The following is a 25,181-nucleotide window of genomic DNA, read 5'->3' as shown; positions in this document are numbered from 1 at the left end:
ATCGCGGGCAAGCCCGCTCCCACAGGGATATGTAGTGAAGCCAGATCCCGGAACAGACCAGACACAAAAAAAAGACCGTGCCAACATGTCAGAACCGACCTTACTGAACAACGAAATCCGCGACTGGCTGATGGACTGCGGCCTGTTCGATCAACTCCTGCCGGCAGACTTCGCCGCCGCTTCCGGCTACTTCAGCATCAGCACCATCCCCGAAGGCGAAGAGATTTTCCATGAGGGTGATGCCGGCAGCTTCATGTGCATCATCCACACCGGCCAAGTGTCGGTGCAGAAGACCAGCGGCGACGGGCAGTTGGTGACCATGGCTACCCTGCGCAGCGGTCGCTCGTTCGGCGAAATGGCTGTGCTTGATGGCGAACGCCGCTCGGCCAGTTGCGTGGCCGCCAGCAACTGCCAGCTGCTGAACCTGGGCAAGGACTCTCTGGAAAAGATGATCAACGACGCGCCGAAAATCGCCGCCAAAATCATCCGCGCCCTCGCCGTTGCCCTGTCCAAACGCTTGCGCATGGCCGACGGGCAACTGCTCTTGCAGCAGGTTTAACCGCCTGGGGATTTGGTTTTCGTGTTGTTCGGCTCAATCCCCGGCACCGGTTGATCCTTGGTCGGAGGGCTGGGCATCTCGATCGGCACCAGTGGCGGGCCGCCGCTGCCCGGCCCGGTCCTGGGCGCGGTGGAGGGGGTAATTTGCGGATAGGGCGTCGGGGTCGCGGTGCCGGGCGAACCGGGCATCGGCGCCGGGCTGATCGGAAGAGGTTGCAACTGCTGGGCCTGCACTGCAGTTATCGAGAGCGCGGCCAAGGCAATGACCGTTAGAATGGTGCGCTTCATCAATGGCTCCGTTGGCCTTGTTGTCATTGGCAGGCTACTCCCAACTGCCTCTGTTTGCCTTCCCCCAATTTGAGATTTCCATGAAACGTTTCGTTCTCCTCGACACCGCCCCTATCCCTGAAAACGGCGGCGCCTTGTGCCTGTTCGAGTATGGCGAGGATTTCGTCATCAAGATCCAGGGCGGCGACGGCGGGCAGTTGATGAACACCCGCATGCACGGTTCCGAAGATGCCCTGGCCGAGATCCCGTGCCGCAAGGTGGCCGGCCGGCCGAACTCACGGGTGCTGATCGGCGGCCTCGGCATGGGCTTCACTCTCGCCTCCGCCCTCAAGCATTTGGGCAAGACCGCTGAAGTGGTGGTCGCCGAACTGGTGCCTGGCGTGGTGGAATGGAATCGCGGGCCGTTAGGCGAGAAAGCCGGGAATCCGCTACTCGATCCGCGCACCGTGATTCGCATGGAAGACGTGGCCAAAGTCCTGCAAGCCGAGCCGCAAGGCTTCGACGCGATCATGCTCGACGTCGACAACGGCCCCGAAGGCCTGACCCAAAGGGCCAACAGCTGGCTCTACTCCGCCGGGGGCCTGAGTGCCTGCGCCAAGGCCCTGCGGCCCAAAGGCGTACTGGCGGTGTGGTCGGCCAGCGCCGACAAGCAGTTTTCCGAAAAACTGAAGAAGGCCGGTTTCAAGGCCGAAGAGGTCCAGGTCTTCGCCCATGGCAACAAAGGCACGCGCCACACCATCTGGATTGCCGAGAAGCTCAAGGGCTGAGCTAAACTCACGTCATAACCGTCATCAGTCTTTTACAAAGGTGAACCCATGAGTTCGTCAACGCCGACCAATACCTCGAAGCTGGATCGCATCCTCGCCGACAACCAGCGCGACAAGGAAATGGGTTACCGCGACAAGGCCCTGAAAATGTACCCGCACGTGTGCGGCCGCTGTGCCCGTGAGTTCTCCGGCAAGCGCCTGAGCGAACTGACCGTGCACCACCGCGACCACAACCACGACAACAACCCGCAGGATGGCTCGAACTGGGAATTGTTGTGCCTGTATTGCCACGACAACGAACACTCCCGGTATACCGACCAGCAGTATTTTCACGAAGGCTCGCTGAGCACGCCGAAGATTGCCAAGGCGACGCATAACCCGTTTGCGGCGTTGGCGGGGTTGATGAAGAAGGACGACTGAAGATTTTCATTGGCTGGACTGGCCTCTTCGCGGGCAAGCCTCGCTCCTACGGATATATGTCGTTCACCAGATTGTGATCGGCTCTGTACCTGTAGGAGCGAGTCTTGCCCGCCAAGACAATCTCCCAGGCACCACCAATCTCCAAACTGAACACCCCTCCCCCAATCCCCGTATAATCGCCGTTTTTTCCCGAAGGCACCCCGCTCGTGGCAGACAAACGGTACAGCTGCATTGGTTTGTATAACCCCAAATCACCGGAAAACGTCGGCTCGGTCATGCGCGCCGCCGGCTGCTATGGCGTGGCGTCCGTGTTCTACACCGGCAAGCGTTACGAACGTGCCGCCGACTTCGTCACCGACACCAAGCGCGTCCACTACGACATCCCGCTGATCGGCATCGACGATTTGAAGAAAATCCTGCCATTGGGCTGCGTCCCGGTCGCTGTGGAACTGGTCGAAGGCGCCCGTTCGCTGCCGGAATACACCCACCCGGACCGCGCCCTGTACATCTTCGGTCCGGAAGACGGTTCACTGGATAAAGAGATTCGCGACTGGTGCGAAGACGTGGTCTACATCCCGACCACTGGTTGCATGAACCTGGCAGCCACCGTCAACGTCGTGCTCTACGACCGCATGTCCAAGGGTCTCAACACCCGCTCCGGGGCAAAATTCCGCTGAATCACCGCACATTCGATGGAACGAGCCGACCGCCCCGGCAGTCAGCTTAACTATCTATTGTTGAAGCAGTCATTCCTGCCTGGAGACAGATCATGAGCGAACTCAAACGCGTAGAACGCATTGAATCCACCCCGTTCCAGACTCATTCCGAACAGAACGTACACGGCTGGGAGCGCGTCGGCTCCCTGGCTGGCGGCGTGGTGATGATGAGCAAGGGCCTGCGTCGCGGCGGTATTTTCGGGTTGATCCAGGTGGCCATCGGCGGAGTCGCGCTGGCTCGCGGAATTACCGGGCACAGCTCGGCGAAAAGCCTGCTGGAGAAAAGCCGTCAGGACATGAACAACGTTCGGGCGAAGATCGAGCGGGCCGGGGAAGAATTGAGCAAGTTGAAGGCGAATGCCGAGGCGGCGACCCATACCGCGACGGTGACGGGCAATGATTCGTTGAAGTCGCCGAAAACCGGGGTTTGATCTGGATGTTGCGGTGAGGTTGACGGCCTCTTCGCGGGCAATCCTCGCTCCTACAGGAATGGCGTGATAACACCAAAACCCTGTAGGAGCGAGGCTTGCCCGCGAAGGCGGTTTTACTGAAGTAACTCGGTATCAAGGACCTTGGAAGACTCGCCAATCACGCTTTGCGCGAGCTGAATAAATTCCTTGGTATCCACACTCCCCAGATGCATCGCCCCGCGCAACACATCATCGAGCGAGCGCTTGTTGCGCGTTTTCAAACGGATCTCGCGATCCAGCTCCTGTAGCAACACCACCGCTTTCGAGACCTGCGCCGGGTTCACCTGTTCGCCACGCAACGTGGTGACTTTCTGGCTGTCCTTGACCAACCTGCGGTGCAAACTCTCATACCGCTCATCACTCATACCGCCGGCGCGGCGCACCAGTTCGATGGCGTAATACTCGGCAAATCCTTCGCTGATCCAGTCGCTGCGCTGTTTGTCGTTGATCCGCCCGAACACCTGCGCCAATTCACGCACCACCGCGCTGGTGCCGCTTTCGCTGACCAGCGGCAGACGGGTATTCAGATAGATCGATTCGTGCGCGGCCAGGCTGCCGCGCCACATCGGATCGTTGGCACCGACGATCAGCAATTTGACGGGATGACGGGGGAACACGGCTTGAACCTGCGGCCAGACAAAGGTCAGCAGCGTCAGCACGTCCATGCGGCGCATGCCCTGGCCTTGGGGCGAGGCGACGGTGACTTCGGTTTCCCCCAGCCGTGTGCGACGGCTGCCGAGGTGGCCGGCGAGCATCCAGCCCGTCGGCCGGTCGAACAGTCGAGAGACGTTATCGATGCGGAATTTGTTCTTGCCGATGCGCGGCCAGGCGGTCTCGACGCTTTTCCAGCCGCTGGGCAGTTCGAATTCAAGGCGTGAAACCAGCTCGATGCCGTCCTGCTGATCGAGTCTGGCCGGTGGCACGAGATCGTCACCGCGCATCAGCGCCCAGGTGGGCGTCATGCGCGTATCGAAGCTGCCGCTCTTGCGTCCATGGCTGATGCGCACGCGGTAGGTCAGGCTCGCCTTGTCAGTGGTCGGACGCCAAACCCCACGCGCCTGCTTGCCCGGCGTGAGCTGCCATTGGCCGTCGGCCTTGAAATCGCTGTAGTGGCTGCCGTCGCCCAGATCGAAATCAAGACTGCGCACCGCCGAGCCCTGGGCCAGGGTCAGCCGCACTTCGGCCTGGTCGCTTTGCGGCAACAGGCGCACGTGATAATCCAGATCGACCTTCTTCGCCGCCCACACGGACGAACTCAGGGCCCATAGCCCAACAACCAACGCCCGCCGCAATCCCACAGCCATAGACACTCCTGTTGTGGCGAGCGAGCTTGCTCGCGCCGGGCTGCGTAGCGGCCCCGATTTTAGTAGTTATCGCCTGTTTGGTGAGTGCTGCGCACTCAGGCGGGAGCAAGCTCCCTCGCCACATTAACCCGCGCGGAAAATCAGATGATCTTCCCAATCGTCTTCGGCCACGCTGCCTTCGGCGAGCATGCGCCCGGACTGGGAAATGCGTTCGTGGTGCACCGCATCACGATCACCGCACACCAGGTGATGCCACAGGGGCAAGTCCTTGCCTTCACTGACCAGTCGATAACCGCAGGTCGGCGGCAACCAGCGGAACTCTTCGGCCTTGCCCGGCGTGAGCTGGATGCAGTCCGGCACAAAGTCACGACGGTTCGGGTAATCACTGCACTGGCAGGTTTTCAGGTCCAGCAGTTTGCAGGCGATGCGCGTGTAATAGACGGAATTGTCTTCTTCATCTTCGAGCTTTTGCAGGCAGCACAGACCGCAACCGTCGCACAGCGATTCCCACTCCTGCGGATCGAGTTGATCGAGGGTTTTGCGTATCCAGAACGGTTCGACTTTGGCGGCCATGGTTCGAGCATCAACATCAGGTGGTGAAAAGGCCGCCAGTCTAGTGCCAAGGCCCTTGCGGGCCAAGCATTGGCGACTGCCGGTAGAACGGGGCTTGTCAGTTTTTGCGCCGCCACGTAGCTTTGCCAGTCGCAAGGAGCCATGCCCAAATGCCATTAACGCTCAACCGCGTTGCATTCAGGTGAACTGCCAGGCTCTGGAAAAACCTTAGCGCTCAGCCCAACTGCGCCCGCAGGTTTTCGCCGACCCTCACTTTCAAACGAAGCAAGGAATCTCTGATGAGTGCCAATCCACGCGTTGCCGATTATGCGATCCACCCTCAGTTCACCGATCGCTGGTCGCCCCGCGCCTTCACCGGCGAAACCATTCCCGAAGAAACCTTGCTGAGCTTCTTCGAAGCCGCACGCTGGGCGCCATCGGCCTACAACTCGCAACCTTGGCGGTTTCTCTACGCGCGTCGCGATACGCCGAACTGGGAGCGTTTTCTGGGCCTGCTGAATGAATTCAACCGCGGCTGGGCGCAACACGCCTCGGCATTGGTGATCGTGGTTTCGAAAACCACCTTCGCGGTACCCGGCGCCACCGAAGAAACCCCGGCCCTGTGGCACACCTTCGACACCGGTTCTGCCTGGGGCCACTTGGCGCTGCAAGCGAGCATCAGCGGCTGGCACACCCACGGCATGGCCGGTTTCGACCAGGACCTGACCCGCAAAGAGCTGAACATTCCTGAAGGTTACGCACTGCACGCGGCGGTGGCCGTGGGCAAACTGGGCGATAAAGCGACGCTGGCCGATTACCTGCAAGCGCGCGAAGAGCCAAGCCCGCGCCGCCCGCTGAGCGAACTGGCGGCCGAAGGCAACTTCACCCTCTAAGCGACACCGCAAAAACAATGTGGGAGCGAGCCTGCTCGCGATGACGGTGTATCAGTCTCCGTAAATATTGACTGACAGACCGCTATCGCGAGCAGGCTCGCTCCCACAGGTTTTGCACACTATTCGAGTGAGCGGTGGGTTCAGTAGCCGCGGTTGAAGTCGACTTCCCCGCGCAACGCTTCACCCGCCTCGTACGCCCGCAGGTTTTCGACAAACAGGTTGACCATCATCGATGGCGAGGTCGGTGCCGAACTGTGGCCGGTCAGCAGCAAGCCCCAGGCGGTCCAGAATGGATGACGCTGCGGCAGCGGCTCCTGACGGCAAACGTCGATGACCGCGCCCGCCAGATGCCCTTCTTTCAGGGCTTCGACCAGGTCCGCGTCCACCACGGCCACACCACGCCCGACGTTGATGAACAACCCGGTCGGCTTGAACTGCTTGAACAGCGCCGCGTCGTACAAGTCGTGGGTATTGGGGGTGTTGGGCAGCAGATTGATGACGAAATCCACTTCACCGACCAGCCGTGGCAAGTCCGCCAGCGCGCCGACTTCAACAAACGGCGCCTGCTCGCGGGCTTCGCTGGCGATGCCGTACAACTCGACGCCAAACGGCACGAGGAACTGCGCCACGGTCAGACCGATGTCACCGGTGCCGACGATCAACACCTTGCGTCCCGCCAGGCTCTGGCCCTGACGACTGTCCCACTTGCGCTCGACCTGGCTGACCAACCGCGCCAGCACTTCGCGCTCGTGGCCGAGCATGTAGGTCAGGACGTATTCGGCCATGACCTGACCAAAAATCCCCACCGCTCGCGTCAGCCGATAATCGCGGCGCAAACCGTCGGCCAGCAGCGGCGTGATGCCGGCCCATGTCGATTGCAGCCATTGTGGCTGGTGGCCCTGGCGCAACAGGTTCGCCAACAGGTCCGGCTGGCCCAGCCAGATCGGGCAGTCGGCCGCCTGGCTGGCCAGTTCGGCGGAGTCGCCGCTGGTCAGCACTTCCAGATCAGGCGCAGCCTGACGCAACAGTTGGGCGTACACGGGGTGGTCGTGTTCAGCAATCAGAACGCGCATGGTTCAAACCTTTCGAAAACAGTGCAAACGGCCGCCGACGGAGTTTCGCTCCGTCGCCCTGGCCATCGCCAAAATCATTCCAGTGTTTCACACAGACTCTGAACTGAGCCTGTCTGCCGATCACATCGGGTCGTTGCGTCGCAGCAATTCTTCCGGCAAGTGTTCGATGTATTCGTCTTCGGCCGGCGGCATTTGCAGGTGGTAGCCCTGCTTCTCAAGGTTTTCCAGGACCACGGTGATGTCCTCGCGCGACAGCTTGCGCTCGGGGGTCAGCACCAGGTCGAAAGCGTGATGAGGTTTGCCGAAGGCGGCCATCAAACTTTCCGGGACACGCTCCAGTGCATCGCTTTTGAGCACATAGAGGTACATCTCGTTTTTCTTCAGGCTTCGATAGATGGAGCAAATACGTTTCAAGGCTGTTCTCCGGCGGTGGCCAAGCTGTCGAGCAGCGCCTGGCCCATCAATTCGCGGCGCCAGCCACGCAGCGAATCAGGCAATTGGTAAGGACCGTTGGGGTAACCGCTCTTCAGCAGCGCTTCCAGGGTTTTCTTGCGCAGCATCAGTTCCGGCGCAATGTTCAGGCGCTCGGCTTCGGCCTGGCCGATCGCACGCAGCTGTTTGACCAGGTTGGCGGCGTCCACCGGCAAAGGCTCTGGCACGGCGAGCGGCCATTGATCTGGCGACACACTGCCAGAGCGCTTGATCAGATCAAGCAGAAATTCGCCGTCCTGACGCACGGTACGCGGGTGCATGTCTTCGATTTTCGCCAGGGCGCCGAGGTTGTCCGGTTGCGTGCGCGCCAATGGCCACAGGGAGTGCTCACGCACAATGCGATTGCGCGGCAGGTCGCGGGCGCGTGCTTCGCGCTCACGCCAGGCGCAGAGCTCGCGCAACACGGCGAGTTGGGCGCGGGAGAGCTTCCAGGCCAGTTTGGCTTCGCGATAGACCTCGTAGGGATCGATCTCGCGGCGCAGGTTGGCTACCAGCTCGGCGCCGTCTTCCAGGACCCAGGCGTACTTGTCGTCAGACAGCTTCGGACGCAGCTGTACGAAAACTTCCGCCAGGTGCAAGGCATCTTCGGCGGCGTAGCTGATTTGGGTGTCGGACAGCGGACGTTGCAGCCAGTCGGAACGGGTTTCGCCCTTGGGCAGGTCGATGCCGAGCACTTCCTGCACCAACCGCGAATAACCCATCGAGAAACCGAGGTTCAGGTAAGCGGCGGCCAGTTGCGTATCGAACAGCGGCGCCGGCAGGCTGCCGGTCAGACGCAGCAACACTTCGAGGTCTTCGCTGCACGCATGGACGACTTTGACCACGGCCGGGTTTTCCAGCAACGCGGCCAGCGGCTGCCAGTTGTCGATGGTCAGTGGGTCAATCAGGTAAGCGCGTACGCCATCGCCGATCTGCAGCAGGCCTGCGATCGGGTAAAAGGTGTCGACCCGCATGAATTCGGTGTCGAGGGCAACGAATGGCAGCTGCTGCCACTCGGCGCAAAACTGACCGAGGCTATCGTTGTCGCGAATCCAGTGAATATCGATGGCCACACGGCTCTCCCTTGAAGAATGGCGCGCAGTATATATCGCCCCCGGCGATTTCCGCGCATCCACTGAACAAGAGCTTTAGCGAAAAGACCTGCCAGACGGCAAGAAATGTCTGACAAGCGGAGGTTAACTGGCCTTGCGCAGCACGTAGACCCGCATCCGTGCACAACCGGGCAGGAAGTCCTGGTGACTGAGCAAGCTGAAACCCGCGAGCCTGAATTCGGCTTCGACCTCGGCCTTGCCGGCCAGCTGCCGGGCATTAGCGCCCGATTGGCTGAGTTTGAAATGGGCATCGACCCGTACCGCCAAAATCACCGTATCGCGACTCACACGGTGGAACTCCGACAGCAGTGCTAGCCGATGCACCGGGCTGTCGATGTGCTGAAACAGTTGCATGCAAAAAATGCTGTCGACCGCGTTCGCCGACAAGCCAAGGGTGAAGGCTGAACTCTGGAACGTCTTGATCCGCTTGAGCAAGCTTGGCGAATGGTGAGTCTGGGCGTGGTTGAGCATGTCCTGCGAAGGGTCGGACGCGAGGATCACGCGGTTCATATGCTCGGCCAACACCGGCCAGAAACGCCCGGCACCACAGGCCACATCAAGAATCAAGCCCGGCTCACCGGCGACCTTTAACGCGTTGCGCACCAGTTGCTCGTCGCGCCAGAACGTCAAGCGCCCCACCAAGCCACGCGGCCGCGACTGAAGACAGACGCGGGCGTGTTCCTGATCGTAGCGCCGGGCGAACTCAAGCTCGATGGCGGAAGGGGGCTGCGCGGACATGTGCAATGACTCTTGTCGGAATATGTACCGGTCGCAGGCTAGCGACCGGTACGTGAAAAAAAGGTCGAAACGCTTACTCTTTGGCCAACACACCGTCGATCACGGCGCCGCGGCAACCGGCAAACATGTCCAGATCCTGGTTGTAGACCTTGCTGTTGACCTCCAGCAGACCGAGCATCGAATGGAACAGGTTGTCCTGGCTCAGGGGCTTGTCGCGGCTAAGTTGCAGGCAATGGGTGTCCACCGAGAACGACTTTTGGTAGCTGTCGGAGAACCACGCCAGCATGGCCACGTGTTTCTGTTGTTCCGGTGCCAGCATGTAAGGCGTGCCATGGAGGAACAGGTTGTATTCGCCCAGGGATTCGCCGTGGTCCGACAGGTAAACCATCGCGGTATCGACTTTGTCCTGGTTGCTGCGCAACGTATCAATCAACGTCGACAGAACGTGGTCGGTGTACACCAGCGTGTTGTCGTAGCCATTGACGATACTTTCGCGACTGCAATTGTTCAGCGCATTACTTTCACAGACTGGAGTAAAGCGTTCGTACTCTTTCGGGTAGCGCTTGAAGTATTCCGGGCCATGGCTGCCCATCTGGTGCAGGACCAGCACGGTGTCTTTATCCAGGGTGTCGATAAAGTGCTGCAGGCCTTGCAGGAGAATTTCGTCGCGGCATTCACTGTTGGCGCACAGCACCGGGTCCTTGAGGTTGCTGACGTCATCGAGGGTGACCCGGTCGCACGTGCCTTTACAGCCCGATTGATTGTCACGCCAGATCACGTCCAGACCGGCACGCTTGAGCACGTCCAGCAGGCCCTCTTCATTCTTCGCCGTGCTGGCGTTGTAATTCTTGCGGCCCATGTTCGAGAACATGCACGGCACCGACACGGCCGTTTCCGTGCCGCAGGAATGCACATCGGTGAACGCGATCAGGCCGGCTTCCTTATCCAGTTTTGGGGTGGTGTCGCGGTTGTAACCCAGAACGCCGAAGTTCTCGGCCCGGGCACTTTCGCCGACGACCAACACCGTCAGGGATTTACGCCCATGAGTCTGCCAGGCGGGATTGCGCTGGGCATCCTCACCGACTCTGACGAACGGCTGCCGGGCGGAAACGACTTGCTCGCGCATAAAACCGAGCGAAGCACCGATGTAGTTACTCGGCACCACCATCAGACGCAATTCATGGTGATTGCGAAACAACGAGGACAGCCCCTGATAGTTCACCAGAGCGACACCACCGATGACCGCGACTGAAGCGACACTCACCAGTGCCTTACTTAACAACTCACGGTGCCAGCGGCGGTAATTAACCGGAACTTTCCACAATAACCACGAAGGCAAAATACCGAGCAGAAGAATATAGACCAGCAACTTCAACGAGAGTAAATCACGCACTTCCGTCGCGTTGGTTTGCGCAAAGTTGCGCAACATGCCGGTGTCGATTAGCACACCGTATTGGCTCATGAAGTAAGCCACTCCAGCACTGATCATGAAGATCAGCATCAACACCGGTTTCATCACCCGCCGGAACGCCAGGAAGGTCAGCACAATATTGAACGCCGCGAGAATCATCACGCCGAACGCGACGCGCAGGACGATGCCCTTGCCGTCGGACGCGGTGATATCAAACAGGTGCTGCCAGAGCACTAAATTAAAGCCAGTCAAAAGAAAGGCGCTGGCAATCAGTGTCACCCACTCCGGGCGCACGGGCTTGAACTTCAACATAATGATTGGCTGTTCCTGAAAAGAAGGGCCCTCGGCAAATGTGAAAATTTCATTTACCGTGACAGCACTAACTTTAGGCAGCCAACCATCAATTTTTTGTGAAAAAGAAGCCAACGATTAGTTGGCTCCTGTTATGAGATCGACACTTTTAACTTATTTGAGAATGGTTCAGCTTTTGTTCAGGCCTGATGTAAATACCAACGCCAGTCCTGCTCCCCGACTTCGCCCATGAACTGCCGATACTCGGCGCGCTTCACCGCCAGGTACACGCCAAGGAATTCTCCGCCGAACGCTTCACGCGCCCAGCTCGAACCTTCCAGCGCCCGCAAGGTGGTCAGCCAATCGGTTGGCAACAATTCCGCGGCCTGAGCGTAACCATTGCCTTCCACGGGTGCACCCGGGTCGAGCTGTTCGCGAATACCGCGATGGATGCCGGCCAGAATCGCCGCTGCCGCCAGATATGGGTTGGCGTCGGCGCCGCAGATGCGGTGCTCGATGTGCCGGGAGAACGCCGGGCCACCGGGCACGCGCAAACTCACGGTGCGGTTGTCCACTCCCCAGGTCGCTGCCAGCGGCGCATAGCTGTTGGTCTGGAATCGACGGTAGGAGTTGGCGTTCGGGCAGAACAGCAGCAACGAATCGAGCAAGGTACTGAGCATGCCGCCGACCGCGTGTTTGAGCAGTGGCGTGCCGTCCGGGGACTCGCTGGCGAACAGGTTGTTGCCGTCCTTGTCCGCCAGGCTGACGTGCATGTGCATGCCGGTGCCCGCCAGGTCATCGAACGGTTTGGCCATAAAGCAGGCGGCCATCCCGTGTTTATGCGCGACACCTTTGACCAGCCGTTTGTAGCGCACCGCTTCGTCCATCGCCTGCAGCGCGTAGGTGCGGTGTTCGAGGGTGATTTCCACCTGCCCCGGCGCGTATTCGGAAATCGCCGTGCGTGCCGGAATACCCTGCAGTTTGCAGGCACTGTAGAGATCCGCCAGAAACGGCTCGATTTGCTCCAGCTCACGCAAACCGTAGACCTGCGTCGAGCGCGGTCGTCCGCCATCGACGTCCCGCGCCGGTTGTGGCCGACCGTTGCCGTCGCGCTGCTGATCCAGCAAATAGAACTCCAGCTCCGCCGCCATCACCGGGTAATAACCGTCGGCCTGCAAGCCTTCGATCACCTTCGCCAGCAGATGCCGAGGATCGGCAATCGTCGCCGGCATGCCTTCCTTTGGATGCATGCTGACCTGCACCGCCGCCGTCGGAATCAACCGCCACGGCATGCGCGTCAAACTGCCGCTGATCGGGTAGGCCCTGCAATCGATGTCGCCGACGTCCCAGACCAACCCGGAGTTTTCCACGTCATCGCCGTTGATGGTCAGGCCGAGAATGGTGCTGGGCAAAGGCCGCCCGCTTTCGTACACCGCCAGCAGTTCATCACGATGCAGCAACTTGCCCCGAGGCACGCCGTTGTTGTCGAGGATGAACAACTCGAACATCTCGATATCCGGGTTCTGTTCGAGAAAGGTCAAAGCTTCTTGCTTCGTGGCGAAGGAGGTCGTGGCACAACTCATGGGAATTCTCTTATTTCCGCGTCAGGCAACGCGCGGGCGCTGCCGGTTTGATCCCGGCGCACAGCGCAGGACCTGTCAGAAGAATCAACGGGAAAGGCAGGAATCCGGTGGGCGCGCGTGACGGCAGTGCCAGAGCGCCCAGAAGGCTAATTCGGAGGGAAGTGCGACGGGGCAACCGTCCATAGAAATAACCGCATAAAACAGATGAGCAGCAGCGTCACACGGGCGGTCAGGTCGTTAAATCGGGATTTGAAGAACTTTGGGTGTGGACGGACTAAACAATCCATCTCCCAAACACCAATAGCCCCTGTGGGAGCGAGCCTGCTCGCGATTGCGCAATGTCAGCCAACACATGCATCGACTGACACTCCGCAATCGCGAGCAGGCTCGCTCCCACAGGGGAACCGTGTTGAGGCGAAGGTATTTGATTTTTAAATACCGCTACGGACTATCTGATTTGCGGCCTCCCGCCCTCGCGCGCCTAATCGGCTCCTGATTATTCAAGGTCCGATTGATGGAAAACGTTCGCGCAACTTCCCGCCCTGCCCTCTGGCTGATGGTCAGCATCCTCCTCGTCGCCCTGAACCTGCGGCCGTCTATGGCGGCCGTCGGGCCCTTGCTGTCGGCGATTCGCGGGGACATCCCGTTGAGTTTCAGCCTGGCCTCGCTGCTGACCATGTTGCCGGTCATGGCCATGGGGCTGGCGATGTACTTCGGCTTGAGCGTCAGCCAACGCCTCGGCGAACAGCGCACGGTGGTGATTTCGCTGCTGATCATTGGCCTGGCCACGGTCACGCGGCTGTTCGTGGACTCGGCCACCGAACTGATCCTCAGCGCCATGTTGGCCGGCATTGGTATTGCGCTGATCCAGGCATTGATGCCGGCGCTGATCAAATCCCGATTCAGCGACAACGTTCCCGTCTGCATGGGGCTCTATGTGACGTCGATCATGGGCGGTGCGGCAATAGCGGCCTCGTTTGCGCCCCTGGTGATGGCCCATACCGGCAGTTGGCGCGTGGGGCTGGCTATCTGGGCCGCGCTGGCCCTGGTAGCATTGCTGTTCTGGACGGCCGGACGCCACGTGGCACCAAAGCCCGAGGAACAAGTCCCACGAAAGGCATCCTACTTCACCAATTCCCGCGCCTGGTTACTCGCCATCTTCTTCGGTTTGGGCACTGCGTCCTACACCTGTGTGCTGGCCTGGCTGGCGCCGTACTACGTGGAAAAGGGCTGGAGCGAACAAAATGCCGGTTTGCTGCTGGGCTTCTTGACGGCCATGGAAGTGGTGTCCGGGCTGGTGACCCCCGCCATCGCCAACCGCAGCCGTGACCGACGTCTGGTGCTGGTGGTGTTGCTGGCGCTGATCATGGCCGGTTTCTGCGGGCTGATCCTCAGCCCGCAACACTTCAGCCTGCTCTGGCCGTGCCTGTTGGGGCTGGGCATCGGCGGCCTGTTCCCGATGAGCCTTATTGTGTCGCTGGATCACCTCGACAACCCGCAACGCGCTGGCGGGCTGACGGCTTTCGTACAGGGCATTGGCTACTTGATCGCCGGCCTCTCGCCGCTGATGGCCGGGAGCGTGCGCGATCAGTCGGGCAGCTTCGAATGGGCCTGGTGGTGCCTGATCGGTGTCATGGCGCTGATGATCCTGATGGCCCTGCGTTTCAATCCACAGTATTACGCCCAACAATTTCCTGAAGAGACCTAAGCCGCCTTCATCACCTTGCCATGCAATGCCTGCCACCGTTCGGGATAGAGGCTTCTGGCCATGTTTTGTGGGATCAGATTCAGGCGTCGTGTTCGCAACATTTTCTGTCCCACAACCGACAGCGAAACTTCTTACAGGGCATTCTCCTGGCACCATCGTTCCGTTAGGATCGTTCGCACACGTTTGCGCACAGTCAGCGCAAGGAGCACAGCGAGACAGAACGGATGCTGAACAGTAACTTGCTTAGAAAGCTCGATATGCAGGACCTCATGGTGTTTGTCGCCGTGTATGAGCAAAGCAGCGTCACCGGTGTGTCGGAGGCGCTTTGCGTCAGCCAGTCCACCGTGAGTTACTGCCTGAAGAAACTGCGCACCAGTTTTGAAGACGAGTTATTCATCAATACCCGCACGGGTATGCGCCCCACCTACAAAGCCAGCACCATGTACACCCATGTGCTGAAGATCCTCGAAAGCATCAACCTCTGCCACGCCGGCGCCCAGGCGTTCGACCCGACCTTGCAACCGGTCACGTTCAATATCTGCGCACCGGAATACTTCGAGCAGTTGATCCTGCCGCGCCTGTTGAAAAGCTTTGATTTCGCCGACCTGCCGGTGATGGTCAACATGCACAAGTTCGAAACCGACATCCCCGCCGAAGACCTGCGCGATGGCAGCCTCGACCTGGTGATTTGTTTCGGCCCCCATCTTCATCGCAGCCACAGCGACTTCAAATCCCGGTTGTTGCTGGAAGATGATCTGGTCTGCGTCTTTGACAAACGCGCCACGCCACTGGAACCACGTTTAAGCCTGAAGGCGTTTGTCGAACGCCGGCATGTGTTTCCGACGCCGTGGACGTCCACCACTAACATGGTCGATGGCTGGCTGGCGCGACAGGCGCACAAACGGCAGATTATCGCGCGCTCCAACAGCTACAGCGCGGCGCTGAAAATGATCACCGGCACCGACTTCATCCTGACGTTGCCCCGCCGTATCCAGCAATTGCTGGCCAACGAGGCGGTCTTCAATCACTGCGAAGCGCCCAACGGCTTGCCGGGTTTCACCCTGGAGATGCAGTGGAATCAAAGCGTCGATCAGGACAGCGCCCACACGTGGTTGCGCGAGCAAGTGATCAAAGCCTGCGCCGAGCAGGAAATGGCCTGAAAATCAGTGGCCGATGGCGGTCTTGGTGTAGGACTCACGGTCGATATCGAGGATCTCCACGCACAACTGGACTTCAACCCCCGTCGGCCATTCACACAGTTCCTGCACCACGGCCAGCAGGCTATCGGACAACTGCTTTTTGATCTGCGGCGGGCGACCGCTCAGCAGCGCCAGCTTCACATGCACAAACGCCCTTTCCCCCATCGCCGTGCCGACCTTGAACGTCTCGACCTTCACCGCACGGCTCTTGATATCGAACTCCGCAGCAAACTGACCGGAAGCCACCAAGGCATTATTGAGCCGAATCAACGCCACGTCGGCGTTCAGGCCGGGCAGGTTGGCGGTGTATTCCATGTGCAGGTGGGGCATGGTTTGGCTCCTGGTAGTGTGCAGAAAGGACTTACATATAACACAGCGTCGCCTGACTCATTTGGGCAGCGGCAACTCCGGGCGCTCACTCATGAACGCCTCCAGCCGCGCGCGCAACCAGCGTTCGGCCGGGTCGGTATCGACATGGCTGAGCCAGACCATGGACAGGTCCAGCGTCGGGGTCTTGAACGGAAAGGGTTCCTTGAACAGTTGCCCTGAGGCGGCCATCGCCTCGGCCGTGTAATCCGGCAGGCTGGCGATCAGGTCGGTGCCGGCGAGCAAGGCCGGCAACGAACTGTATTGCGGCACCGACAGCACGACCTGGCGCGTACGGCCGATTTCTGCCAGCCATTCATCGGCGTAGCCACTGACGTTGGCCGTGTGCGACACCAACACATGTGGGCGCGCGCAATATTCGTCGAGGGTCAGCGGGGTGTCCGAAGCATCGGCGCGCAAAATGCTCGGCTGGATGTGCCGCAGTAACTTGCGTTTAGCGTTGGCCGGCAGGCCGCGGGTCTGGCTGATGCCGACCGTGATATCGCCGGAGGCCAACAAGTCGGGAATGCGCCAGTAATCGACATGCTGAACCACGAACACCACCTTCGGCGCTTCCTGGCGCAAGGCGCGTAGCAGCGGCGGCAGCAGGCCGAACTCGACATCATCCGACAGCCCGATGCGAAAGGTCATGGTGCTGCTGGTCGGGTCGAAATCGTGGGTCAGGCTCAGGGCTACCGACAACGAATCCAGCGCCGGCGACAGATGCAGGATGATTTCTTCGGCCCGCGCGGTCGGTTCCATGCGATGGCCTACCCGAATGAACAGCGGATCGTTGAACATCGTCCGCAGGCGGTTGAGCGCGGCACTGATGGTCGGTTGGCCGAGAAACAGCTTCTCTGCCACCCGCGTGACGTTGCGCTCGAGCATCAACGTTTCGAACACCACCATCAGGTTGATGTCAGCCTTGCGCAGTTCGTTGCGATTCATTCCTTGCCCCCGGGCCCCAACACAGCAGGCAGTGTAGAAAGGCACGACGGGAGCGTCTACGTGCACCCGTCCTCAATTGACCGTCAAGGTCTTCAACCCGAGCGCGAGTTTTCGCTCGTCCTGTCCTATCCCGAATTGTTTCGGGCTGACGGCGTCGGCAAACTGCAATTGCAAACTCAACACGCCCTGACGCGACACCCGTTGTTGCATCTCGGCGGTGAGGCGCACATCGATAATGTTGCCATCGGCCTGCTCAAGCCGGGCATTCATGACCGGCATGCCGTTGATGCGGATGTCGACACTCTGGCGGGCATGTCCAGGCGGCAGGAACGCCGTGGTCTCCAGACGCAAGGAATGCACGGTCGTCGGGACCCGGAACATGACTTCAGCTTCGGTGCCTTCGGACCAGGTGCCCCAGAGCTCGGAATCGGACCAGCCCTTTGCCAGCAGCGCCCTTCCCTTGCTGCCATAGTTAAACAGCGTTTTTTGTCCGGGTTCGACGGAGGGAACCAGCGTCAGCGGGTTGACTTGCGAGGTCGCCTGCAAGCAAGCGCTGCATTGTTTCCAGCCCGGAGCAAGCACCGTGAACCCGTCAATCCTGGTAAAAAGATCCGTTTGGGTGTCAACGTTCCTTACAGACTGGAGCAACGCCCGTTCATCAAGCAGGTACAAAGTGTCAGCGTCATATTTGCCCGAAGCCATTGCACGACCAGTCTCCTGATCGGCGCGTTTCCAGTTGGCAGTATCCATCCGCCCCAGATAAACGGCATTCGTTGCCATGCCATGGGCACCGGCAAAATCAGCAACCGCCATCCAGTGCAGGGAGAGGTTCTGCGGAACAATCCAGCGAATGTTTTTGTAATGGGCAGCTGCGTTTTTCCAGAACGGATCAACCATGGGCGTCGCCCACTTCGAAGCCGATTCAACCATCAATTGCTTGCGAACCCCCATCCAGCCGGCGTGAGTGTCCAGAATCTGTATCAGCAACGCCAAAGACAGCAAACTCAAAGCTGTGCGCGGCGAATTGGCGCGAATCACCAGGAAAATGATGGCGAAGATAATCGCGTAGTACACCGGCCAGAACATTCGTCCTGATGCACGGAAAACGTTGGCGACAGAAATCACCACCGGTGGCAGTGGATAGGTAAATTCGAGCGAGCCCAGAGCCACATGGTTTGAAATCGAGAAGATACACAGCCCCACCAGCGCGAACAGCAAAACTGGTCGCCGGCCCAATCGCTGACCAAAACCGGTGTTGCCCTGCAGTAGACCGACCAGAGCACAGACACTCAGCGTTATCAGCCCAAGTCCCAGAAAAAGAAACCCTTCGCCATCACCGAACCCCTGAACACCGGGTAAATCCTTCAGTACATAGGACCACTGCCCCGGATCGATCAGTGACAACAGGTTCATGGCGTACATGCCAAAACCGTCCGATATCGCGCCGTCGCCGCCCACCGAAAAATAGCCCGCCTGCCAGCAGCAAAAACTGACCAGTGAAAACAGCACGACAAATTCGATTGCCGCCGCCCGTAGCATCAGTTTTTTCCTGAAATAGCCAGCAGCGAGATCGGCGATCCAGATCAGTGCAACCATCGCCAGAAAGTACGCATGGATCAACGCGGCCGCCCCGAGCAATGCGCCCCAGGCCAGGCGTCGACGACGCAATTGCGGATGCAGGCTCAGGTACAACGAGGCCAGAACCAGAAAATGCCCGCCCAGCGACAAATGGAAGGGCATACGCATGATCATAGGGGGAACGAACAGAAACAGCGCCGTACTTACGGCACGCACGCCCACATGCGACGAAATCAGCCCAACCAGTTTCCACGCGAACCACGCCTGCAAAACGAAGCAGGCCAGGAACCACAGACCGAAATACTGGAAAGGCGCAGGCAGCAGTGATGCGAACGGTTTGAACAAGAAGGCCAGCAGTGGATTGGAGTCAGAAAAAATGATGCCATTGCTTAACTCCAACCCGTAGGAAGGATTGAGCCCTATGGGAAAAGTCCACGGCGACTGCCGGAAAAAAGCCCATCCCAGGTAATGCGTCGCCGGATCGCCATTGCCCAGCCACGCGATGTTTTGCGGGTTCAGCGCCCGTGGCCCGATGATGAGGAAAAAGGCCACAACACCGATCAACAGCGGCAAGAGGTTGAGCGGCAGGCGTTTAGCGAAATCCTTCATCGATACGTCCAGAAGTTATGCAATACAAAAGTGAAGGCCGGAATGGTCAGCGCCACCGCGCAGATGCCCAACAAATAATGCAGTCCGGCCATTTGCGCGACCCAGGCCACCAGCATCGCCAGCAGAAAACCGGCAGCGGAAACCATCATGAAGCGCAGCAGCGTTCGGCCGTGCAAACGGGCGGAAAAGCTCCAGGTGGTATTGATCAGGTAAGACACCACAGTCGCCACGGCGAATGCCGCGCCATTGGCCAAAGGCGGCAGAGGCAGCACGTAATGGATGAACAACACGGCCACCAGCGCATGCAGGGCCGTGACGAACAGCCCGGTCACGGCAAAGCGCAGGCCACGCTTGATCAAGGCGGATTTTTCGGCTGACGTCACGGCTTCTGCGCCAGGACAAACACCGTCAACCCGGCCAGACGATTCGCACCCATGAACGGCAGTTCGAGGCTGCACAGCGTCTTCAACAGCGTATTCACCAGCGGATGGTGCTGCTTGAGTTGCGAGCGTGGTGGCGACGGTTGTGCACCCTTGGGCAACAAACGCAGGGTGGCGGCAATCGGGAACACCAGGCCGAAGTAGTAAGCCCCTTGCTTCACGGTCAAGCCGGCCTCCCGCGCCACCTTCTCCAACTGCGGCAAGGTATAGCGGCGCTTGTGTTCCAGGAACTCATCGTGCCCGCTCCAGAGAAACTGGAACGCCGGCACCGTCATCAGGAAACGGCTGCCGGAGGGGACTTTATCGACGTAAGCCTTGAGCAACCCGACGTCGTCGTCGACATGCTCCAGCACGTCCATCAGCAGCACCAGATCGGCGTCCACCGAGTCGATGCCGCGACGGTAATGCACCGGTTTACCGGCGGTGGTGGCGTCCGAATCATCGTCGTAACTGATGTCGACGCACCAGGCTTCACGGGCCGCCGAATGCGTCAGCAAATGGTGGGAAAAGAACCCGGAGCCTGCGCCCACGTCGAGAATCCTTGTGAACGGCGTGTCGCCCAGCATTCGCGTGGTGGCCGCCGCTTTGGAGGCGTAATACCAATGCTGATCGATGCTTGAACCGAGGATGTCGGTTTCCTTGAGATCCATGGTTCAGTCCTTGGGGTCGTAGACACGCCGCACCAGATACACCGGGCGGCGTTTTGACTCGATGTACGTCCGGCCCAGGTATTCACCCAGTACGCCGATGCCGATCAATTGCAGGCCGCCCAGAAACGTGACGGCAACCATGAGCGAGGCATAACCCGGCAGATCGACACCGGAAACCAGGGTGCGCAAGATGATGAAAATGGCGAACGAGAAAGAGATCAGCGAAACGAGCAGCCCCAGATATGTCCAGATGCGCAGCGGTTCGGTGCTGAAACTGGTGATGCCTTCCAGCGCGAAATTCCACAAGCGCCAACCGTTGAACTTGCTCGCCCCGGCTACCCGCTCGAGACGTTCGTAGTTCACGTAGGTGGTGCGAAACCCGACCCAGGCAAACAGGCCTTTCATGAAGCGCCGGGACTCGGGCAGGGTTTGCAGGGCATCCACCACACAACGGTCCATCAGCCGAAAATCGCCGACGTTTTCCGGCAGGTGTTGCTCAGCAATTTTGTTGTGCAGGCGGTAGAACCAGTTGGCCGAGGTTTGCTTGGCCCAGGAGTCGGTCTTGCGACTCACACGATGGCCCAGCACCACTTCATAGCCTTCACGCCAAAGGGCGATCATCTCGAGGATGACTTCGGGCGGGTCCTGCAAATCGACATCGATCGGCACCACGACCTGGCCAGTGGCGGTCTGCAAGCCGGCGGTCAGGGCCGCTTCCTTGCCGAAATTGCGGCTCAGATCGACGATGCGCAGGCGCGAATCGGTCTGTTGACGCTCCAGCAGCAGGTCGAGCGTGGTGTCGGTGCTGCCGTCGTTGACGAACACCATTTCCAGACCGATCAGCGTTTCATCCTTGAAGACGTCAGTGATCCGCGCGATGAACAAATCAATGGTCGCCGCTTCATTGAACACCGGGATCACGAGTGAAAGCTGCACATGCCCGGTCAGTTGCGTTCCGTGCTGATGAGTCAATTGATTGCTCTTTTTTATAGTGATTTTTCTACAATCCGAGGTCGCCGACAGCTGCTCGACGCCATGAGCCGTTTCGTATTAAGCAGGACCGCGGGAGGTGATGCAAGGGCGAAACTGCGGGGGTTTTGGCCATTGGTGCCGGCCCGGTTGCGCTGGCTGAAATATTTTCAAATGCCTGGAAACAAATGCCTGATGGCCAAAAAACCCAGCTCCGCTAGGCTTGCCCCCGATGCGGCACACAGGTTGTCGCAATGACCCATCGCATGGAGCGAGCAGAATGTATTTCGAGATTTACAGGCAATCCAAAGGCACGCCGAGCACCGGAAAAGGACAATGGCGCTGGCGCTTGAGGGCGGGGAACCACGAGACGATCGCCAGTGGCGAGTCGTATGTGAACAAGGCGGATTGCCTGCATGCCATCGGGTTGATCAAAGGGGTTGAGGGTGAAACGCCGGTGAAGGAGATTTAAACCCGATCACCTCTGCCGAACCTGTTCAGTGACCGGGAACAGCTTCGGCATAGTTCGTTTTTTGGGTTGAACTCACTGGCCCCATCGCGAGCAAGCCCGCTCCCACAGGAGACCTGTGAACGCCACAGATCCAATGTGGGAGCGGGCTTGCTCGCGAAGAGGCCCGAAAGAACACCTCATGCCCCAGCCAAAAGCCCCTTTCAACCAGGCAACGGATACAACGCCTCATCAAACTGCGACAACCGCGGAAACTGCATCGGCCGGTCATCATTCAGATGCTCCAGACGCTGCTGATAACTCTGCAGGAAATCCTTGCGCGCTTCGTCACTGATGTACGGCACATGCCACGCCACGAACGGCTCCAGCACGTCAAACCCGACATAGGCCAGCGTGCCGCGCAGGATCGGCCGCAGCATGTCCTCCAGCGGACCGTGAATCGCGCCATCACCGAACATATGCTCACGGCCGCCCAAGGTGACGGTAACCAGCGCCTTCTTGCCGCTCAATCCACCCTGATCGTAAAAACGCTTGCCGCCGTAGCAGATACCCGACACCAGCACCCGATCAATCCAGCCCTTGAGCATGGCCGGGGCCGAGAACCAGAAAATCGGGAAGTTCAGGATCAGCAAGTCAGCCCACAACAGCTTGTCGAGTTCCTGCTGGATGTCCGGCGCCAGCGACTGGCTTTTCACCCCCAGTCGTTGCTCCAGTGCATACACCAGGTACTCGGGGTTCTCCCGCGAGGAAAAGTCATCGGCGCTGGCCACCGGGTTCCAGTTCATCGCGTACAGGTCGCTGACCCGGACCTCATGCCCCTGGGCCTCAAGGGTCGCCACCGCCTGGTCACGCAGGGCAGCGGTAAAGGATTTCGGCTCCGGGTGAGCGTGGACAATCAAAACTTTCATGGCAATTCCCTAAACGTTTACAGGTTTTATGGGTGGGCGATAACGGTGCGCAGATCGTCGGTGTCGTCAAAGCTCACACCTGGATCGCCTTCACTTCCACAAATTCGTTGAGCCCTTCTTCTCCCCATTCCCGGCCATTGCCCGACTGTTTGTAGCCCCCGAACGGCGCCTGATAATTGAACGCCGCGCCGTTGAGAAAGCACTGCCCGGCACGCAACTGCCGCCCAAGGTGCAAGGCGCGCTCAGTGCTGCCGGCCCAGACACCGCTGGACAAGCCGAACGGCGAATCGTTGGCGATCTGAATCGCTTGCGCTTCATCGGTGTAAGGAATCAGGCACAGCACCGGACCGAAGATTTCTTCCTGGGCGATACGCATGCGGTTATCGACATCGGCGAACAGCGTCGGGCTGACGTAGTAGCCGCGCTCGAACGCTTGCGTTGCATCGCCGCCATACACCAGCCGCGCGCCTTCCTGCTGACCGACCTGAAGGTAGTCCCGCACGGTGCGACGCTGCGCCGCCGAGCACATAGGCCCGAGGAAACTCTGCGGGTCCAGCGGATCGCCCATGCGCAGGCTTTGGGTTTCGGCAATCGCCAGTTCCACGGCCTCGGCGTAACGGTTGGCGGGCAGCAACATGCGGGTCAACGCGGTGCAGGTCTGCCCGGAGTTGATCATCACGTCCTGCACGCCGTAGCGCACGGCGGCGGCCAGGTCCGCGTCTTCGGCAATCAACAGCGCCGACTTGCCGCCCAGTTCCAGGCACACGCGCTTCACCGAAGGCGCCGCCGCTTGTGCTACGCGAACTCCGGCGCCGGTGGAGCCGGTGAACGAAACCATGTCCACGTCCGGGTGCTTGGCCAGTGCTTCACCGACCTTCGAACCCGGACCGCTGACCAGGTTGAACACCCCCGCCGGCAAGCCGATCGCTTCGATCATCTGCGCCAGCAAAAACGCGTGCAGCGGGGTTTCCTGGCTCGGCTTGACCACCACGGTGCAACCGGCGGCCAACGCCGGCGCGAGCTTGCCAATCAGTTGATGCAGCGGGTAGTTCCACGGGTTGATGAAGGCGCACACACCGACCGCCTCGCGGATGACCAGCGAATTGCCGACCTCGCGCACTTCATCCATCAAGCCGGCGAGTTCGACGTATTGCTCCAGGCCGATGATGGGCCCGTCGACCTGCACCGAGCGGCACCATTGCACCGGCATCCCCAACTCAGTGGTGATGACCGCTGCCATCTCGTCGGCCCGCGCACGTAACTGCTCGGCGAGCGCACGCAGGTAACCGGCGCGAACACTCGACGGCGTCCGCGACCATGGACCGAAGGCCCGGCGCGCCGCAGCCACCGCGTTGTTGACATCGCGCTCATCGCCCAGCGGCACCGAGCCTGCGACTTCTTCAGTGGCCGGGTTGATGACCTCGGCGATGTCCTGCCCCGACGGGGTTTGCCAGCGTCCATCGATAAACAGCGTCTTGTGGTTATGCATAGACGTGGGCTTCCATCAGTTCAGTGGCGCAACGAGTAATTCGCTGGCAGGCGTCACGCAACGGCGCCGCCCCCAGCACCAGTCCCAGGCGAATGTGCCCAGCAGCGCTCGGGCCGAACGCTTCGCCGGCCAACACCGAGACGCCGTAGCGATCAAGCAAGCGGTCGGCGAACGCCTGGGCGCTGAGCCCGGTGTCGCGGATATCGACCATCACGAACATCCCGCCATCGGGTTTCAAGGCGTGCACGCCGGGGCAATCGGCCAGGCAGTCGCAGACCAGATCGCGGCGTTGGCGATAGGCTTCGCGCATCGCCTCCAGCTCCGGCAAATGGCTTTCGAGTGCGACGACGGCGGCGTCCTGCACGAAATCCGGCAAACCGTAGAGCATGCACAGCGCGAGGTTTTCCAGGTGCTCGGCCAGGGCGGGCGGCGCGATCGACCAGCCGATGCGCCAGCCGGTCATGGCATGGGATTTCGACAAACTGTTAAGCGTCGCGGTGCGCTCGGCCATGCCCGGCAAACTCGCCGGGCTGATGTGTTCGCCGTCGAACAGCAACTCGCTGTAGACCTCATCGGAAATCAGCCACAGGTCGTGGGTGATGCACAGCTGCGCCAGCGCCTGCCACGTACCGCGGGACAAACTGGCACCCGACGGGTTATGCGGACTGTTGAGCGCGAGCGCCCGAGTGCGCGGGGTGATGCGTGCGGCGACGTCTTCAGGCAACACCCGAAAGCCGTTTTCAGAACGCACCGGCACCGGAATCACCACCGCGCCGCAGGCACCGAAAACGGCTTCATAGGTCACGTACATCGGTTCGGCGACGATCACTTCATCGCCCGGATTCAGTACGCACTGCGCAACGCAAAACAACGCGCATTGCGCCCCGGCGAGTACGGTGACCTGCTCCGCCGAGACCTGCTGGCCACTGCGTTTGGCGTAATGCCGGGCGATGCTTTCACGCAGTGCGCGTTTGCCACGCACGTCGGCGTAGTGGGTGTTGCCGGACAACAGGCTGTCGATGGCCGCCTGCACAATCGGCACCGGGGTGTCGAAATCCGGGTCGCCGACTGACAGCAGCAGGATGTCTTCGCCCTGCTCTTGCAGCGCCAAAGCGCGGTAATGAATGCCCCAGGCGGCAGCGCCGTCACCAGCAATGCGTTGAGTCAGATCGGAAAAGCGCATGGTCCCATCCCCTAAAAA

27 protein-coding genes are annotated in these 25,181 nt (G+C 60.0%); 9 read left to right on the top strand and 18 right to left on the bottom strand.

What is annotated here, in order from left to right:
• Positions 1–85: 85 nt before the first annotated feature.
• Positions 86–559 carry a cyclic nucleotide-binding domain-containing protein gene (locus ACA051_RS07980; RefSeq protein ID WP_497308999.1) on the top strand — a complete coding sequence of 158 codons (474 nt, stop codon included), beginning with the start codon at positions 86–88 and terminating at the stop codon, positions 557–559.
• Here the strand turns inward: ACA051_RS07980 and ACA051_RS07975 are convergent.
• Positions 556–846, bottom strand: a complete 291-nt coding sequence (locus tag ACA051_RS07975; RefSeq protein ID WP_497308997.1) for a hypothetical protein — start codon at positions 844–846, stop codon at positions 556–558. The genes ACA051_RS07980 and ACA051_RS07975 overlap by 4 nt on opposite strands.
• A gap of 80 nt (positions 847–926) precedes the next feature.
• Here ACA051_RS07975 and ACA051_RS07970 point away from each other — a divergent pair, with 80 nt between their 5' ends.
• From ACA051_RS07970 to ACA051_RS07955, 4 genes are all read left to right on the top strand, one after another.
• Positions 927–1,613 (top strand): spermidine synthase, encoded by a 687-nt coding sequence (locus ACA051_RS07970; RefSeq protein WP_140665871.1) that lies wholly within the window; start codon positions 927–929, stop codon positions 1,611–1,613.
• Positions 1,614–1,661: 48 nt separating this feature from the next.
• On the top strand, positions 1,662–2,033 hold the full coding sequence (locus ACA051_RS07965) for a YajD family HNH nuclease (RefSeq protein WP_010462132.1): 372 nt from the start codon (positions 1,662–1,664) through the stop codon (positions 2,031–2,033).
• A gap of 206 nt (positions 2,034–2,239) precedes the next feature.
• Complete coding sequence (locus tag ACA051_RS07960) at positions 2,240–2,710, top strand: RNA methyltransferase (protein ID WP_008153126.1); 471 nt, start codon at positions 2,240–2,242, stop codon at positions 2,708–2,710.
• A 92-nt stretch (positions 2,711–2,802) separates the two neighbouring features.
• Complete coding sequence (locus tag ACA051_RS07955; protein WP_094468629.1) at positions 2,803–3,180, top strand: YgaP family membrane protein; 378 nt, start codon at positions 2,803–2,805, stop codon at positions 3,178–3,180.
• A gap of 113 nt (positions 3,181–3,293) precedes the next feature.
• On the opposite strand, the gene ACA051_RS07950 is transcribed toward ACA051_RS07955, so the two are convergent.
• Both ACA051_RS07950 and ACA051_RS07945 read right to left on the bottom strand, forming a co-directional pair.
• On the bottom strand, positions 3,294–4,523 hold the full coding sequence (locus ACA051_RS07950) for a hypothetical protein (RefSeq protein ID WP_497374299.1): 1,230 nt from the start codon (positions 4,521–4,523) through the stop codon (positions 3,294–3,296).
• Between the two features lie 123 nt (positions 4,524–4,646).
• On the bottom strand, positions 4,647–5,096 hold the full coding sequence (locus ACA051_RS07945) for a YcgN family cysteine cluster protein (RefSeq protein ID WP_497297889.1): 450 nt from the start codon (positions 5,094–5,096) through the stop codon (positions 4,647–4,649).
• Positions 5,097–5,374: 278 nt separating this feature from the next.
• Here ACA051_RS07945 and ACA051_RS07940 point away from each other — a divergent pair, with 278 nt between their 5' ends.
• Positions 5,375–5,968: a nitroreductase family protein gene (locus tag ACA051_RS07940; protein ID WP_497308993.1), complete on the top strand. Its 594-nt coding sequence runs from the start codon at positions 5,375–5,377 to the stop codon at positions 5,966–5,968.
• 140 nt (positions 5,969–6,108) lie between these two features.
• On the opposite strand, the gene ACA051_RS07935 is transcribed toward ACA051_RS07940, so the two are convergent.
• The 6 genes from ACA051_RS07935 to ACA051_RS07910 form a co-directional block, all read right to left on the bottom strand.
• Positions 6,109–7,041 (bottom strand): D-2-hydroxyacid dehydrogenase, encoded by a 933-nt coding sequence (locus ACA051_RS07935; protein WP_497374297.1) that lies wholly within the window; start codon positions 7,039–7,041, stop codon positions 6,109–6,111.
• 120 nt (positions 7,042–7,161) lie between these two features.
• Positions 7,162–7,455, bottom strand: a complete 294-nt coding sequence (locus ACA051_RS07930) for a YcgL domain-containing protein (RefSeq protein WP_007898694.1) — start codon at positions 7,453–7,455, stop codon at positions 7,162–7,164.
• Positions 7,452–8,585: a ribonuclease D gene (gene rnd, locus ACA051_RS07925; protein ID WP_497308989.1), complete on the bottom strand. Its 1,134-nt coding sequence runs from the start codon at positions 8,583–8,585 to the stop codon at positions 7,452–7,454. Before rnd ends, ACA051_RS07930 begins: the two co-directional genes overlap by 4 nt.
• A gap of 123 nt (positions 8,586–8,708) precedes the next feature.
• Positions 8,709–9,362: a class I SAM-dependent methyltransferase gene (locus ACA051_RS07920; protein ID WP_497308987.1), complete on the bottom strand. Its 654-nt coding sequence runs from the start codon at positions 9,360–9,362 to the stop codon at positions 8,709–8,711.
• Positions 9,363–9,435: 73 nt separating this feature from the next.
• Positions 9,436–11,085 carry a phosphoethanolamine transferase gene (locus ACA051_RS07915; RefSeq protein WP_497374295.1) on the bottom strand — a complete coding sequence of 550 codons (1,650 nt, stop codon included), beginning with the start codon at positions 11,083–11,085 and terminating at the stop codon, positions 9,436–9,438.
• Between the two features lie 179 nt (positions 11,086–11,264).
• A complete protein-coding gene (locus ACA051_RS07910) occupies positions 11,265–12,647 on the bottom strand; it encodes a glutamine synthetase family protein (RefSeq protein WP_497374293.1) in 1,383 nt (460 codons plus the stop codon).
• Positions 12,648–13,161: 514 nt separating this feature from the next.
• On the opposite strand from ACA051_RS07910, the gene ACA051_RS07905 reads away from it, so the two are divergent.
• Together ACA051_RS07905 and ACA051_RS07900 are read left to right on the top strand one after the other, a co-directional pair.
• The gene (locus ACA051_RS07905) at positions 13,162–14,355 is read left to right on the top strand and encodes a cyanate transporter (protein WP_497374291.1); all 1,194 of its coding nucleotides are present in this window, start codon (positions 13,162–13,164) and stop codon (positions 14,353–14,355) included.
• A gap of 224 nt (positions 14,356–14,579) precedes the next feature.
• Positions 14,580–15,515 carry a LysR family transcriptional regulator gene (locus ACA051_RS07900; RefSeq protein ID WP_497308979.1) on the top strand — a complete coding sequence of 312 codons (936 nt, stop codon included), beginning with the start codon at positions 14,580–14,582 and terminating at the stop codon, positions 15,513–15,515.
• Between the two features lie 3 nt (positions 15,516–15,518).
• Here the strand turns inward: ACA051_RS07900 and ACA051_RS07895 are convergent, their stop codons facing one another.
• The 6 genes from ACA051_RS07895 to ACA051_RS07870 form a co-directional block, all read right to left on the bottom strand.
• Positions 15,519–15,884, bottom strand: coding sequence for a 5-carboxymethyl-2-hydroxymuconate Delta-isomerase (locus ACA051_RS07895; protein ID WP_497308977.1), 366 nt, complete (start codon positions 15,882–15,884; stop codon positions 15,519–15,521).
• A gap of 57 nt (positions 15,885–15,941) precedes the next feature.
• Positions 15,942–16,868 (bottom strand): LysR family transcriptional regulator, encoded by a 927-nt coding sequence (locus ACA051_RS07890; protein ID WP_497374289.1) that lies wholly within the window; start codon positions 16,866–16,868, stop codon positions 15,942–15,944.
• Positions 16,869–16,940: 72 nt separating this feature from the next.
• The gene (locus ACA051_RS07885; RefSeq protein WP_497374288.1) at positions 16,941–19,055 is read right to left on the bottom strand and encodes a DUF6311 domain-containing protein; all 2,115 of its coding nucleotides are present in this window, start codon (positions 19,053–19,055) and stop codon (positions 16,941–16,943) included.
• The gene (locus ACA051_RS07880; RefSeq protein WP_497308971.1) at positions 19,052–19,438 is read right to left on the bottom strand and encodes a GtrA family protein; all 387 of its coding nucleotides are present in this window, start codon (positions 19,436–19,438) and stop codon (positions 19,052–19,054) included. The genes ACA051_RS07885 and ACA051_RS07880 overlap by 4 nt, the downstream gene beginning before the upstream one ends.
• Positions 19,435–20,145, bottom strand: a complete 711-nt coding sequence (locus ACA051_RS07875; RefSeq protein WP_497308969.1) for a class I SAM-dependent methyltransferase — start codon at positions 20,143–20,145, stop codon at positions 19,435–19,437. Before ACA051_RS07875 ends, ACA051_RS07880 begins: the two co-directional genes overlap by 4 nt.
• A 3-nt stretch (positions 20,146–20,148) precedes the next feature.
• Positions 20,149–21,117 carry a glycosyltransferase family 2 protein gene (locus ACA051_RS07870; protein ID WP_497308967.1) on the bottom strand — a complete coding sequence of 323 codons (969 nt, stop codon included), beginning with the start codon at positions 21,115–21,117 and terminating at the stop codon, positions 20,149–20,151.
• Positions 21,118–21,394: 277 nt separating this feature from the next.
• Here ACA051_RS07870 and ACA051_RS07865 point away from each other — a divergent pair, with 277 nt between their 5' ends.
• A complete protein-coding gene (locus tag ACA051_RS07865; protein ID WP_010462174.1) occupies positions 21,395–21,586 on the top strand; it encodes a YegP family protein in 192 nt (63 codons plus the stop codon).
• Positions 21,587–21,786: 200 nt separating this feature from the next.
• On the opposite strand, the gene ACA051_RS07860 is transcribed toward ACA051_RS07865, so the two are convergent.
• The 3 genes from ACA051_RS07860 to ACA051_RS07850 all read right to left on the bottom strand — a co-directional run bounded on the left by ACA051_RS07860 (position 21,787) and on the right by ACA051_RS07850 (position 25,163).
• Entirely contained in the window at positions 21,787–22,491 is a 705-nt protein-coding gene (locus tag ACA051_RS07860; protein ID WP_497308965.1) for an NAD(P)H-dependent oxidoreductase, read from the bottom strand.
• 73 nt (positions 22,492–22,564) lie between these two features.
• Positions 22,565–23,980: an aldehyde dehydrogenase family protein gene (locus tag ACA051_RS07855; RefSeq protein ID WP_497374286.1), complete on the bottom strand. Its 1,416-nt coding sequence runs from the start codon at positions 23,978–23,980 to the stop codon at positions 22,565–22,567.
• On the bottom strand, positions 23,973–25,163 hold the full coding sequence (locus ACA051_RS07850; RefSeq protein ID WP_497374284.1) for a pyridoxal phosphate-dependent aminotransferase: 1,191 nt from the start codon (positions 25,161–25,163) through the stop codon (positions 23,973–23,975). The genes ACA051_RS07855 and ACA051_RS07850 overlap by 8 nt, the downstream gene beginning before the upstream one ends.
• Positions 25,164–25,181 lie beyond the last annotated feature (18 nt).

This window comes from Pseudomonas sp. LBUM1669, assembly GCF_059695705.1.
Note: the sequence above shows the minus strand (reverse complement) of the source record. Positions and strands in the feature narration are given on the sequence as shown.